Genomic DNA, 13,369 nt, shown 5'->3' with positions numbered 1-13,369 from the left:
TTAAATTATCAAACTTAATAAATAAGACAAAATAAAAATTCCCACACTGATTAAAAGAGCTATTATTCCTTTTCTATCAGTTTTTTTAACTTCTAAATCAGAACTTTTACTACCGCTTCTTATTAGTTTAGCAGATCTCCATAAAAATAATATTGAAATAATAAAAATAATTACTGCAATGACAAAAAGGGTGTTTATAAAAGCGAACATATTACAAAATCACCTTTTCAACATAAGGACTCGTAAAAGCTTTTAAAACCGAAGAATATCCAAGCTTAAATCTAATCTTATCTCCAACTTTGTAACTAATTGTAGACTCTGTAAGGTCTACAATGGCATGATCGCTACTTGCATGTAATATTTCGATATTTTCGTCGTCTAATGGCATAATTGAAGAAGGAGAAATATCTTGTTCTCCAACGGCCAAAATAGCCTTTAGTCTTTTACCTTTGTCTTCAAACTGTGGTTTACGTCCAAAAGCATCATAACCTATAGCCCCTTTTGGTATCGAAGGTTTTTCCTTTAATTCTATAATTTCTGCCTCTAAAATTATTGTATCTTGTCTTGTTCCAGGCACTTCTCTATTGTTTGTAGCATCTGTTCCACAAATAATTGATTCTCCCAACCTAAATTGATTTATACCTTCAGGCAAACTTTTATTTTCTATCAAAGGAAGTGCTGCAGTATTTCCACCAGAAACTATATACAAAGAATTCCCAAATTGTTCTTCTATTTTTATTTTAATATTTATCAATTCAGTCATATTATCTTTATCAGGAATAACCCCGCCAAAGCACCCTAAATTCGTTCCTATTCCCACAACGTCTATGCCTTTTATTCTCATTGCTTTAGAGATTTCATCTATCGCATCTTCAAGCCAGACTCCTTCTCTTAGATCACCCAAGTCTACCATATATATAACTTTTGAAATTTTATCAAAATTTTTAGATGCTTCGCCTAATTTATCTGCAACTTTCAATTCACTGATTAATGTATAATCAGCGTATTTTACAACATCATCAATTTCAGAAATCATAGGTATTCTTAATAGCATAAAAGGTCCGTTTATTCCAAAATTTTTCATATTCTTTATATTCTGAATTCTTGAATCTCCTATTATGTTAATACCAGAACTTTTAAGAATCTGAGCGACATAAGGTTCTCCACACGTTACTTTAGTAACCCCCACTATTTCAACCTTTGATTTTTCACATAAACTTTTTAAATATTTAGCATTTTCATAAATTCTATCAAGATAAATATAAATTTTTGGATACAAAAAATCTCTCTCCTTTTAATCAATATTTTTACTCACTTTAGAAATTTTAAAACTTAGTTTTTTCAAAAATCTCTTCATTATTCTAATTTGGATAATTTTCTAATTGCGTAATCAAGTTTAATTATTTTATGCATACAAATTTTCAATTTTGTTTTATTAAAGTCAACCATGTAAGCTTTTTCTACATATTTTCGTTATCTGTAAAGGAAAGGGAGCTTCTCTTTCTTTTTATTATACCAAACTCGCCGAATCATATTCTTCAGTAAAAATTGCGGGCAAACTTAGCCCGCAATTTTGAATTTTTCAAAATTTTTCAGTAAAAATCACGCTAAAATATCTAAATTGCTTCCTTCATACAGTGCACCAACAGTTCTCACTAACTTCATAGTTATTCCTGTTTGCTTATAAAGCATAAAAGAGGTTAGTTGTTTTATTTCATCTTTAGACATAACAGGAGCATTATTGCTATTATGAGACTGCGAGTTTACAACATTTTGAGTATAATTCTTCAAATACATTGGTTCATAAAGTTGAGATGATACTCCGCTAATCATTTTTATCACCTCTTTATTTTGCTAATAACAAATCTTTTATCTCTTTTTCATCTGCATTACTTTTTTCATATATCTCATTTAATTCATCGTTACTCATTTTACTAATTTTTTCAAGAAGCTCTGGTACTCCTGCATTTTTCCCAGGAACACATCCATCTTTCCCAATTTCACCTTTAACAAATGCTTTTGCAAAACCAGCACATCCTGGAAAACCACAAGAACCACAGTCTATACCGGGTAAAACTGCCCTAATTATTTCTGTTCGAGAATCCTCTTTGACTGCAAATTTCTTGGAGGCAAACGCCAAAAAAGCTCCTGCTACAAAACCTAATATTCCTAACAATAATAGAGAATTCACTATTGTAGACATTTGAGGTACCTCCTATAATTACTCTTCGTTTTTATTATAACATATTTTTGTTTTTTATCTCAAATTTTATTTGAGCAATTTTGTTGCAATTTGATTTATTTTTTTGCTGTCTGCTCTACCTTGAGCTTTTTTTATAGCTGATTTCATGACTTTTCCTAAATCCTTTATTGATTCACCATGTACATCTTCTATTGCCTCGCGAACTATTTTTTCGAGTTCTTCTTCAGAGAGTTCTTGGGGTAAATATGTTTTAATAACTTCTATTTCTTGTTCTTCTTTTTGGACTAAATCATTCCTCTGAGCTTTCTGGTATTGTTCTATGGAATCTTCTCTCATTTTTATTTGTTTCTTAATAACTTGTATGATTTCTTCTTCAGTTAACTCAGACCCTTTTTCAACTTCTTTGTTTTTTATTTCTGCTATTATTGATCTAACTGCGTTCAAGGCAAGTGAATTTTTTTCTTTTAAATATTTTTTTAAATCTTCATTAAGTTTTTCTTTTAACATATTATATAAACACCTCTTTTCTAACATAAATATATTCGCTTTAGAAATTCCAAAATCCTTATTATATGTATTTTTTAGATTCGATTTTTTTTACAAAATACCCTATCAGCTCTAATACTCACTAATTCTTAATTTCTTTACCATTTTCAGTACTTTTACCAAGGAAGGGAAAGAGGGCTGTGCCCTGGACCCATTTTAAATTCAAATGCTCATTTTTAGAAATTTCTCATTTTTAAAGTCCACATTTAATTCTTTTAACTTTTTCGCTACGTGTAACGAAGGAAGGGAAAGAGGGCTGTGCCCTGGACTCATTTTAAATTTAAATCTTATTTTTAGAAAATTATCATTTCTAAAGCAAGTATCATAAATATTTTTTGTAATCTTCTACAGTATCCAAATCTATAACAGTTCCTTCGTCATCAACCTCATAGAAAACTACTCTTTCTGGATGTGAACTCAAAAGAGTTCTAAGACCTCCAGGACCTTTTAAATCATATATATCTTTTATTTGACTTTTATGTACAACTAACGGATGTCCTCTCTTGTTTTTATAAACAGGTGCTAAAATGAGTACTCCTTCCTTAATTGCAAATTTTGCTAATTTATTATACGTCTCAATTGAAATTAAAGGCATATCTCCAAGCGTAAATAGTATATATTGACTATTATTTGGTACATTTTCAATACCTTTCCATACACTTGTTATCATACCTTTTTCATAACTATTATTCAACAAAATCTTAATCCGTGGATCTTTGTAATTTGAAAAGAAGGGAATTATCTGCTCATAATTCCCTCCTAAAACGACTCTAACCTCATCATCTACATAGCAACAATTTAAAACTGCTTTTAATACAGTTTCTAATACAGTACTATTCCTCCACGGAAGTACCTGCTTAGCCGTTCCCATTCTCATGGATTCGCCAGCAGCCAATATTACTGCAGTGAACATAAAAATTCCCTTCCACTTAAAATTTTAGAGCCATATAAAGTAAACTATGAAAATTGCACATAAAACATACACTAACCAATGCACTTCTTTTCCTTTACCTGTGAACAATTTTATTAAAGGATAGGTTATGAAACCTAAAGCTATTCCGTTTGATATGGAATAAGTCAAAGGCATTATTATCATTGCCAAAAAAGCTGGTAAAACTTCTGTAAAATCGCCCCATTTAATACTTTTTATATTGGACAACATCATTACTCCTACAATTATAAGAGCAGGCGCTGTTGCTGCACCGGGAACTATAGCAATAATTGGTTGAAAAAATAAAGAAAGAAAGAATAAAATAGCAACAACTATACCCGTAAGCCCAGTTCTTCCACCTTCTGAAACTCCAGAAGCAGATTCAACGTACGTTGTAACAGTACTTGTTCCAAAAAGAGCTCCTCCGGTTGTAGCAATAGCATCTGCTAAAAGTGCTTTATCAGCCTTTGGAAGAGAACCATCTTCTTTTAAAAATCCTGCTTGTTGACTAACTCCAACCAAAGTTCCGGCAGTATCAAAAAGATCAACAAACAAAAAAGAAATTAAAACTCCGATCATACTTATATTAAACGCAGAAGCAATATCAAGTTTAAACAAAACTTGTGACCAATCTGCCATTCTTGGCAGAGCGACTACTCCCTGAGGAGTTGGAGTTACTCCGTTAAAAAGTCCGATGATTGTTGCAATGATAATTCCTAACAATAATGCTCCTTTAACTCTCAAAGCGTGTAAAACTCCTGTGATTATTAATCCAAGGATTGCAACTAAAGCTGTTCCTGAAAATATGTCCCCCATTTTCACTAGTGTAGCAGGATCCGATACAACGATTCCTGCGTTCTGTAGACCTATGAAAGCTATAAATAAGCCTATACCTGAACTAATACCTGTTTTTAAACCCATTGGAATAGAATTAACTATCATTTGCCTAACAGGAGTAATACTCAATATGATAAATATTATACCTTCTAAGAAAACAATACCTAAAGCCGTCTGCCAAGGCACTCCCATACCAATAACAACAGAGTAAGCAAAAAAAGCATTTAATCCCATACCCGAAGCTAAAGCAAAAGGATAATTCGTTAGTAGAGCCATCATAACTGTTCCAAGAATAGCTCCCGCTATAGTTGCAATAAATACCCCATTAAAAGGCATCCCTGCATCACTTAGTATCGAAGGATTGACAAAAATAATATAAGCCATCGTCATAAAAGTTGTAATACCTGCCAAAACTTCTGTTCTTACGTTGGTACCGTTTTCTTTAAGTTTAAAAGTTCTTTCTAAAAAACCCTCTTTTTTAGAGCTTACTACCTTCGCCATAAACTTAAAACCCCCTTTTGAATTAGTTATTCCAAAACCAATGAAACAAAACAGTTATTATCAACATCATATAATCCTCTACATGTAATCTTTATTTCTGGAATAACCGGTAACCCCATAAAAGCTAAGGTCATAAAAGGACTGGCTAATTCTACTCCTAAGCTATTAACTATACTTTTTAGATTTCGAAGTTTTTCAGAAACAATCGAAATTGGTTCTGTAGATATTAATCCAGCTACAGGCAAAGCAATAAAATCTATGACTTTTCCATTATTAGTAACAACTATTCCACCTTGAAGTGCTTCTATCTTTTCTACAGCTATTTTCATATCAATAGAATTAGTTCCTAAGACGATTATATTATGAGAATCGTGAGCTATGGAACTTGCAATTGCCCCAGACTTTAATCCAAAACCTTTAATTAAACCCAACCCGATGTTGTTTGATCTTTTGAATCTTTCAACCACAGCTATTTTATTTATATTATATCTTGTGAACTCACTTTCTTCAAAATCATCTGGCAATGTAAATACTTCCATTTTTGTAACGATTTTATCTTTCTGTAAGGTCATAATTCTAAACTTTTTACCCTTTGGAATTTTAAACACTTCTTCTTTTAATTGTACAATATTTACAGAATGAAATATCTTTTCTGGCTTTTCTAAGCTATCTAATTGTGTTTCAAATAAAAATTGTCCATTTTTTGCAACTAACTTTCCATCTTTATAAACTTGTTTAATATTCAAATCTTTTAAATCATCTATTACAAGCAAATCGGCTTTATAGCCCGGAGCTAAAGCCCCAAGTTTATTCAATCCTAAAGCTCTTGCAGCATTTATCGTAGCAAGTTTAATTGCTTTAATCGGATTCATCCCCAATTTTATTGCTTTCTTAACTATAAAATTAATATGGCCTTCATTTATTAAGTCTTCTGGATGTCTATCATCTGTAGCAAAAAGAAAATATGACGCATTTTTATCGTTAATAGCTGGCAGTAAACTTTCAAGGTCTCGTGTAACTGAACCTTCCCTAACCATTACAAACATTCCCTTTGATACCTTTTCCAAAGCTTCATGAGACGTTGTTGTTTCGTGGTCGGCTTTTATCCCAGCTAATAGATAAGCATTCAAAGCTTCCCCTGTCAAGTTCGGTGCATGTCCATCGATAAAATAATCTTTCATAACCTCTAATTTATCCCAAATATATTTACGACCACTGATTACACCTTTGTAATCCATGACTTCTCCAAGGCCAAAAAAAGTATTTTCAGTAATCAATTGTTTAATTTTTTCGGCATCCAATATAGCTCCACCTGCATCAAAAGGTGTTACGGGTACACAGGAAGGAACCATTAAGTTAAAATTCCACGGTAATTTATTCCCTAATTTCAAAAAATATTCTATACCTGTTTCTCCTGCTACATTTGCAATTTCATGAGGATCTGCAACTATTGTTAAAGTTCCAAGAGGAATAACAACCTTAGCAAATTCTTCTATGCTAACCATAGCGCTTTCTAAATGAAGGTGCGCATCTATAAAAGCTGGAGATATATATTGCCCTTTAAGATCTATTTCTTTTTTGCCCGAGTAATTACCAAAACCTACAATTACACCTTTAGAAACCGCTAAGTCTTTTAATATAATTTCTTCATTGAACACATCCATTATTTTACCATTTTTAAAAACCAAATCTGCTTTTTCTTTTCCTAAGGCAACTGGCAATATATTCTTATTAGACATACGAAAAATCTCCTTTCACAGAGTAAGCGCATTGAAGTTACATCTTGTCACACAAAGACCACAACCGGAACACTTCTGATCATAAATTCTCACACTATGGACATTTTTCTCTAAATGAATGGCATCATACATGCAACTTCTTATACACAACCCACACTCAGTACAGTTTTCATCCTTAATATTAGGAATTATAATATCAAAATTCGGTTCCTTTTTGCTACTTTTTTGAGCGATTCCTCTTATATCGTTTAAAGAGTTGTATCCATGATCATTCAAATATTTTTCGATTTCATTAGCAATCTTTTCATAAATTTTTGACCCGTTTAATATAGCAGCGGTACAAACTTGGACAGCTTGAGCGCCTGCCATAATCATTTTAATTGCTTCTTTACCAGTTGTTATACCTCCAACACCTATTACGGGAATATTAACAGATCTTACTGCTTCAAAAACTGATCTCAAAGCTAAAGGAAAGATAGCTTGTCCTGAAAGCCAACCATACCCATTTTCACTGCCAAGCAAAGGTTTACCAGTGTCTAAATTAATATCCAACGTAGGTCCAAATGAATTTATTAATACTATACCATCGACACCTGCCTTTTCAGCTTCTTTAGAAAATGTTGGTATGTCTACCTGAGGGCTCAATTTCACCATAACTGGAAGGTTAGTTGATCCTTTAGCTGCCTTTATACTTTCAATCATTGGAGTTGGATCGTTTCCAAGATAATGAGTCGATAGTTCGAAAGCATTAGCAAATTTCTCTACCTTTGGAATAATTTCTTTAATTTGATCTGCTGTATATCCCACCCCAATTATTATTGGTAACCCTGTTTCAACGACTTTTGGATACTCTTGGTTTATCCATTGTTCAAGAGATAATTCAGACCACAACTCTGCGTTCATAAAACCACTTTTAACTTGAGCCATGTTAGGTTTTGGTACCTTTGCCGCAGTTACAGAAACTGTTTTTGTAACAATAGCTCCAGCTCCACCTTCTTTAGCTTTATGTGCAGATTCTCCATCCTTTACCGGAGGACCAGCTGCTGGCATAACAGGATTTTTGAGTAACATTGAGAACAAATTTACTGAAATATCAGCCATACAAGATCACCCCTTAAAAATAAACGATATTAATAACGTTTTCGTTTTTTGATAAATTACCTCTCTATTTTCTTGTGTAACCCTTAGTATTTCAACATCTTTTCTATTTCTTATCCGATCTAAAAACTCGTTTGATTCGTCTTTTATAACCCCTAATACAACTTTGTCATCTGATAAAACTTCTTCAATCTTTTTTTGAAAATCATAAGCTTTCAGTTCAAATCTTCCCAATTCATCCATTATGACAATATCTCTGTCTTCTAAATTAGAAAGAAAATTAACTCCTAATTTATTAAATACTTCAATATTTATTTCCCATTTTGAATTAATATCTTTCCTAAAAGCAAACCTATTAATTTCTGATTTTAACGAATTAAAACTTTTATTTATTTGACTTACTTCCACAAGATAAAAAGAAGTCCAAGCATTTTTATCCCCATCTCTAATTACCTCAAAACCACCTATTTTAAGGTTTAATTCTGAGACTAACTTGTTAATAATTTTGGATTTTCCAACACCTGGTTTACCTGTTAAAAAAATATTCTTTTTATACATCTACACGCCCTTTTTCTTTCAAGGCCTTTAATATCTTTTCTGGAGTAATTGGAAGTTCGTAAAATCGTACTCCTATCGCATTATATATTGCATCAGCAACAGCGGGAGAAGCGGCAATAATTGTAGGCTCTCCCACACCTTTTGCTCCAAACGGACCTATAGCGTCTTCGTTCTCTACCAATATCGAATGAAAATTTGGAATGTCCATGGAAGTTGGGACCAAATATCCCGTCATATTAGGATTTAAAGTAATTCCATTTTTAATAACTTGTTCTTCCATCAATGCCATACCTATTCCCTGAACAGTTCCTCCTTCAATTTGGCCTTCTACATTAACAGGATTTATAGCTTTACCACAATCTAATGCTGTATAAACATCTTTTACCTCAACGATTCCCGTATCAGTATCTACTTCAACATCTATAATCTGAGTCATAAAAGTATAAGCCACATAAACTTTTTCTGCTTGACCATTTTCAGCATCAGGAGGATAAGTTATTGGAAAATATGTTCCTTCTCCGTATAACTTTTCTCCTTTTTTTTCAACGATAGTTTTTAAATCCCAAAAAGTTAACGATCTTTCTGGATTATCATTGAGAAAAACTTTACCATCTTTAACAGTTAACTCGGGATAATTACTTCCAAATTCTAAACTTGCATAATAATAAATTTTTCCTAATAAATCTTCACAAGCTTGCTTGACCGCATTACCCGTAAAAGTAGTTTGACGAGTTGCTGATGTTGAGCCAGAGTTTTTTGTCTCATGAGTATCTCCTTGAATTATTTTCACTGTGCTTATAGGAACAGAAAGTATTTGAGCAGTTATTTGACTTAAAACAGTCAAGACTCCTTGTCCTACATCTGCAGCTGCAGTTCGTACTAAAACTGTTTTATCTTCTTTCAATTCAATTGTTGCGTGCGAATAATCCGGAAATCCCTCTCCATATCCATAACCAAACATTATTGTAGCCATGCCTCTACCTTTTTTCTTCATAGTTAACACCTTCTTTTCCTATCGCAAGCTTTACCGCTTCTTCAATTGTTTTAATAACGTTTACACTCTGCGTAAGCTTTTGACCATTGGGTGTTGTAGAACCAACTGTATAAGCATTTTTCAATCTCAATTCAATAGGACTCATCTTCAATTTTTCTGCCAAAATATTCATTTGAGACTCATATGCAAATGCCATTTGTGTTGTTCCAAATCCCCTCATAGCTCCCGCATATGTATTGTTCGTATAAACCGCATAAGATACCCCTTTTACATTGGGTACATTATATGGGCCTGTACAATGATACATTCCTTTATGAACAACTGCGGGACCACTTGAAGCATATGCTCCTGTGTCCCCAACGACTTCAACTTGCCACGCCTTAAGAATACCGTTTTTAGTAGCTCCTGTCTTGGCCTTTATATACAAAGGATGTCTTTTCGATTGAGCAATCATGGATTCTTCTCGTGTATAAGTCAATTTTACAGGATGCTTTGTAGAGATTGCTGCTAAAGCCAAATGAATATGAACAGAAATATCTTCTTTTCTACCAAAAGCACCTCCTATAATAGGTTGAATTATTCTTATTTTCTCCTTCGGTAGATTTAAAGCTTGTGCTATATCAGCTTGTGTATCATGTAACCACTGTGTTGCAGCCCATATAGTAATTACTCCGGTTTTTTCGTCATATGTTGCAACACCTGATTCTACTTGTAAAGGTAATTGATCAACATGTTGTGTCTTATATTCTCTTTCAATTATTACTTCTGATTCTTCAAATCCTTTTTTAATATCTCCCTTGTCTAAATAATGAGTAACTAGTATATTTCCTTTTTCATGAATCTTGGGAGCACCTTCTTGCATGGCCCTAAAAGGATCTGTAATCACTTCTAACTCTTTAATTTCAACGTTTATTAAATTAATAGCTTGAGTCGCTACTTCTTTGCTTTTAGCTACAACAATTGCAATCGCATCTCCCATAAACCTTGTTTTTTCACCTATACCAACCAAAACTGGTTGATCTTTTATTATCAATCCAAATTTTTTCAAGTTTGGAAAATCTTTTGCAGTGATTATTTTAACCACACCCGATAAAGATTCAGCCTTATTTGTATCTATTTTTTGTATGTAAGCATGCGGATGAGGAGCTCTTTTTATCTTCACATACAACATATCTTCAAAATATATATCATCAGGATAAATAGCGTTTCCTACTACTTTATCCTTAGCATCTACTTTAAACACATTTTCTCCAATATATTTATTCGGCTTCAACTTCTTCACCTCTTTTCGTTTCAAGAAACTTCCTTGAAGCTAATTTGACCGCATCGATAATTTTTTTATAACCAGTACACCTACATATATTTCCAGATAAGCCCCTTTTTATTTCTTCTTCTGTAGGATTTGGATTTTCATCCAAAAGTTTTTTAGTTGCTAAAATAAAACCAGGCGTGCAGAACCCACATTGTACTGCTCCTGTTTCTATAAAAGCTACCTGCACAGGGTGCATTTCATCATCTTTTACTAACCCTTCAATTGTAATTATGTCGGCTCCTTCTGCTTGATATGCTAAAACTAAGCAAGAAGTTACTAATTTATCGTTCATTATAACTGTACAAGCCCCGCATTCTCCTTTTCCGCAACCTTCTTTTGTTCCTGTTAACTTTAAATCGTCTCTAATCACATCTAAAAGTCGGGTAGTCGAATTAACGTCGCACGTTCTTTCTTCTCCATTTATTGTGAATTTTATCTTCAATCTACCCTCACCATCCTTTCTATTTCCTTTAATGAACTAATAGTAAGATTTTTAGCAACATCTTTCCGATATTCCTTTGTACCTCTTATATCATCTATCGGAGAGATACTTTTTGAAACAACATTGGCCAATTCTTCATAGTTCAATTCTTCCATTTTCTTTCCTACCATTAAACTGTTAAACTCTTCTACTTCAAAAGGAGTAGGCGCAACCGAACCAAGACAACATTTTGCTTTTTCTATCAATCCTTTGTCATTTAAAGAAATCACTAAAGCAAGAGTTATACTCGAAATAATTAGAGCTTTTCTTTTACCAACTTTAATCCATTTACCATATGTATTCTTTGAAAGAATAGGGATAACAATTTTTGTAACCAATTCGTCTTTTCTCAAAACATTCTTTTTGGGTCCAACAAAAAACTCTTTTGCTCTAACTCTCCTATCTCCGTCAGTCGAAGTTAATACAAAATACGCGTCATATGCCATTAATGGAGCTAATAAATCTCCGGCCGGCGAAGAAGTAACTATGTTTCCACCAATAGTTCCCATGTTTCTTATTTGTGGGGATCCTATATCCCATGCTGCTTGTCTAAGAACAGGAAAATATCTTTGAATAATCTCAGATTTTTCGAGTTCATCATGTGTAACAAGTGCCCCAATTTCTACTTTTTGATCTCTTATCTCAATCTTTTTCAATTCTTCAATATTTTTTAGATCTAACCATCTCTCAATTTTATACATACGACCGAAATAATCTACTAAAACATCTGTTCCACCTGCAATTACTTTAACAGCAGGAGCATAACGTTCTAATAATTCAACAGCTTCTTTTAAAGACATGGGTGCAAAATAATCTTTAAAATCAGAATCTTTCCCAGAAATTTCTTGCTTGTTGTATGGTTCTGCGTTTAATTCTTTCATAGTCTAAAATTGTCACCTCCTTGTTATCCATAAGAATCTTCCCATCGACCATGACCGTCGAAACCATTCCCCCATTCATACCAAAAAGAATATGTGAGTAAATGTTGTCCTTTTCTATAGGTGTAGGAGGAAAATAATCTACAATTATTAAGTCCGCTGGAAATCCTTCTTTCAACATTCCAACATTTATACCCAAAAGTTCTGAGGCAATTTTTTTATTATTTACAAAAACCATTCTGTAGACTTCATTTCCTCCAGCTTGAGGATCCTTCAATTCGTGTTTTTGTAGCAAATTAGCCACTTTTAAACTTTCAAACATGTCATGAGTATATCCATCTGTTCCTAAACCAACTAATATACCAGATTCAAACAATTGTTTTAATGGTGCTGTTCCCACAGCGTTATTCATATTTGATTCAGGATTGTGTATCAAATATGCTTCACTCTCTTTTAATAAAGGAATTTCTTCACTTTGTATGTGTACTCCATGAACTGCCAACGTATGAGGTCTCAAAATATTAAACTTCTTTAATCTATCAATTACACCTATGTATCCTCTTTGCACACTATCCTGCCAATCTTCTATTCCTTCTGCTACATGTACATGTAAAGGAACATTTAGGTGATCTGCTAAATCAGCAGCTTTTTTTAAGGTTTCGTCTTCGAGCGTAAAAGACGCATGGAGTCCAATTAACCCTTTTATTTTTTCTAAATTGGAATTTTTTAATTTTTCTATAAACCTTTCATTTTCTTTTAAAGCTGCTTCACCTTTTTTTCTACCATGTCTGTCAGAAACTTCAAAAGATAAATTAGCTCTTATGCCGCTTTCAATAACAGCATCAGTTATTATATCCAAACTTCCTTCTATGAAGTTAAAACTTGCATGGTGATCAAAAATCGTTGTAACTCCATTCTTTATACATTCAATTAGAGCATATATAGCACTATAGTAGATATCTTCTTCATTTAAAGTTTCATCGAGTCTCCACCATAACTTTTCCAAGATTTCTAAAAAATTTCTTGGAGGTTGATTAGTTTTCAAATCCATTCCTCTAGCAAAAGTACTATATAAATGTGTATGCGTATTTATTAATCCTGGCATTACAACTTTATTTTTCGCATCTTTAAAAGAAGCTTGCGGATATTTTTCTCTCATTTTTTCAGTTTTTCCTATTTCTTTTATTGTTTTACCTTCTATAACAACTGCCGCTTCATTAAAGATATTCATGTCTTCATCAAAACTTAAAATTTTAGCATTCCCTATTATGAGCATTGTCTACCCCCTACT

The 13,369-nt window shown here is 32.9% G+C and carries 15 protein-coding genes; all 15 read right to left on the bottom strand.

The genetic code is table 11. The features are described 5' to 3' along the window. Entirely contained in the window at nucleotides 1-210 is a 210-nt protein-coding gene (locus X924_RS01880) for a hypothetical protein (RefSeq protein WP_121957254.1), read from the bottom strand. A 1-nt stretch (nucleotide 211) separates the two neighbouring features. Continuing rightward, nucleotides 212-1,279 (bottom strand): alanine/ornithine racemase family PLP-dependent enzyme, encoded by a 1,068-nt coding sequence (locus X924_RS01875; protein WP_121957253.1) that lies wholly within the window; start codon nucleotides 1,277-1,279, stop codon nucleotides 212-214. Nucleotides 1,280-1,602: 323 nt separating this feature from the next. Further along, a complete protein-coding gene (locus tag X924_RS01870) occupies nucleotides 1,603-1,833 on the bottom strand; it encodes a hypothetical protein (protein WP_121957252.1) in 231 nt (76 codons plus the stop codon). A gap of 13 nt (nucleotides 1,834-1,846) precedes the next feature. Beyond that, nucleotides 1,847-2,203: an RnfABCDGE type electron transport complex subunit B gene (locus X924_RS01865; protein ID WP_121957251.1), complete on the bottom strand. Its 357-nt coding sequence runs from the start codon at nucleotides 2,201-2,203 to the stop codon at nucleotides 1,847-1,849. Between the two features lie 66 nt (nucleotides 2,204-2,269). Next, entirely contained in the window at nucleotides 2,270-2,710 is a 441-nt protein-coding gene (locus X924_RS01860; protein ID WP_121957250.1) for a GatB/YqeY domain-containing protein, read from the bottom strand. 361 nt (nucleotides 2,711-3,071) lie between these two features. After that, nucleotides 3,072-3,662, bottom strand: a complete 591-nt coding sequence (locus tag X924_RS01855; RefSeq protein ID WP_121957249.1) for an NTP transferase domain-containing protein — start codon at nucleotides 3,660-3,662, stop codon at nucleotides 3,072-3,074. Nucleotides 3,663-3,686: 24 nt separating this feature from the next. Next, the gene (locus X924_RS01850; protein ID WP_121957248.1) at nucleotides 3,687-5,018 is read right to left on the bottom strand and encodes an NCS2 family permease; all 1,332 of its coding nucleotides are present in this window, start codon (nucleotides 5,016-5,018) and stop codon (nucleotides 3,687-3,689) included. A 26-nt stretch (nucleotides 5,019-5,044) separates the two neighbouring features. Then, nucleotides 5,045-6,757, bottom strand: coding sequence for an adenine deaminase (gene ade, locus X924_RS01845; protein WP_121957247.1), 1,713 nt, complete (start codon nucleotides 6,755-6,757; stop codon nucleotides 5,045-5,047). Nucleotides 6,758-6,772: 15 nt separating this feature from the next. Beyond that, nucleotides 6,773-7,858, bottom strand: a complete 1,086-nt coding sequence (locus X924_RS01840; protein ID WP_121957246.1) for a 4Fe-4S dicluster domain-containing protein — start codon at nucleotides 7,856-7,858, stop codon at nucleotides 6,773-6,775. A gap of 6 nt (nucleotides 7,859-7,864) precedes the next feature. Further along, nucleotides 7,865-8,413 (bottom strand): nucleoside-triphosphatase, encoded by a 549-nt coding sequence (locus X924_RS01835; RefSeq protein ID WP_121957245.1) that lies wholly within the window; start codon nucleotides 8,411-8,413, stop codon nucleotides 7,865-7,867. Next, a complete protein-coding gene (locus X924_RS10370; RefSeq protein WP_121957244.1) occupies nucleotides 8,406-9,407 on the bottom strand; it encodes a xanthine dehydrogenase family protein molybdopterin-binding subunit in 1,002 nt (333 codons plus the stop codon). The genes X924_RS01835 and X924_RS10370 overlap by 8 nt, the downstream gene beginning before the upstream one ends. Further along, nucleotides 9,391-10,680: a xanthine dehydrogenase family protein molybdopterin-binding subunit gene (locus X924_RS10365; RefSeq protein WP_121957243.1), complete on the bottom strand. Its 1,290-nt coding sequence runs from the start codon at nucleotides 10,678-10,680 to the stop codon at nucleotides 9,391-9,393. The genes X924_RS10370 and X924_RS10365 overlap by 17 nt, the downstream gene beginning before the upstream one ends. Then, entirely contained in the window at nucleotides 10,667-11,161 is a 495-nt protein-coding gene (locus X924_RS01820; RefSeq protein ID WP_121957242.1) for a (2Fe-2S)-binding protein, read from the bottom strand. The genes X924_RS10365 and X924_RS01820 overlap by 14 nt, the downstream gene beginning before the upstream one ends. Beyond that, nucleotides 11,158-12,081: a xanthine dehydrogenase family protein subunit M gene (locus tag X924_RS01815; RefSeq protein ID WP_121957241.1), complete on the bottom strand. Its 924-nt coding sequence runs from the start codon at nucleotides 12,079-12,081 to the stop codon at nucleotides 11,158-11,160. Before X924_RS01815 ends, X924_RS01820 begins: the two co-directional genes overlap by 4 nt. Continuing rightward, nucleotides 12,023-13,354, bottom strand: coding sequence for a putative aminohydrolase SsnA (gene ssnA, locus X924_RS01810; RefSeq protein WP_121957240.1), 1,332 nt, complete (start codon nucleotides 13,352-13,354; stop codon nucleotides 12,023-12,025). The genes X924_RS01815 and ssnA overlap by 59 nt, the downstream gene beginning before the upstream one ends. Nucleotides 13,355-13,369 lie beyond the last annotated feature (15 nt).

Source organism: Petrotoga sp. 9PWA.NaAc.5.4 (assembly GCF_002895485.1).
GTDB lineage: Bacteria > Thermotogota > Thermotogae > Petrotogales > Petrotogaceae > AZRK01.
This window is presented reverse-complemented; position numbering and strand designations above follow the sequence as displayed.

Bases quoted from the DNA above. Each gene is read 5' to 3' on its own strand.
- X924_RS01880 (WP_121957254.1), bottom strand. From the start codon at position 210: ATGTTCGCTTTTATAAACACCCTTTTTGTCATTGCAGTAATTATTTTT.
- X924_RS01870 (WP_121957252.1), bottom strand. From the start codon at position 1,833: ATGATTAGCGGAGTATCATCTCAACTTTATGAACCAATGTATTTGAAG.
- X924_RS01865 (WP_121957251.1), bottom strand. From the start codon at position 2,203: ATGTCTACAATAGTGAATTCTCTATTATTGTTAGGAATATTAGGTTTT.
- X924_RS01860 (WP_121957250.1), bottom strand. From the start codon at position 2,710: ATGTTAAAAGAAAAACTTAATGAAGATTTAAAAAAATATTTAAAAGAA.
- X924_RS01855 (WP_121957249.1), bottom strand. From the start codon at position 3,662: ATGTTCACTGCAGTAATATTGGCTGCTGGCGAATCCATGAGAATGGGA.
- X924_RS01850 (WP_121957248.1), bottom strand. From the start codon at position 5,018: ATGGCGAAGGTAGTAAGCTCTAAAAAAGAGGGTTTTTTAGAAAGAACT.
- ade (WP_121957247.1), bottom strand. From the start codon at position 6,757: ATGTCTAATAAGAATATATTGCCAGTTGCCTTAGGAAAAGAAAAAGCA.
- X924_RS01840 (WP_121957246.1), bottom strand. From the start codon at position 7,858: ATGGCTGATATTTCAGTAAATTTGTTCTCAATGTTACTCAAAAATCCT.
- X924_RS01835 (WP_121957245.1), bottom strand. From the start codon at position 8,413: ATGTATAAAAAGAATATTTTTTTAACAGGTAAACCAGGTGTTGGAAAA.
- X924_RS10370 (WP_121957244.1), bottom strand. From the start codon at position 9,407: ATGAAGAAAAAAGGTAGAGGCATGGCTACAATAATGTTTGGTTATGGA.
- X924_RS01815 (WP_121957241.1), bottom strand. From the start codon at position 12,081: ATGAAAGAATTAAACGCAGAACCATACAACAAGCAAGAAATTTCTGGG.
- ssnA (WP_121957240.1), bottom strand. From the start codon at position 13,354: ATGCTCATAATAGGGAATGCTAAAATTTTAAGTTTTGATGAAGACATG.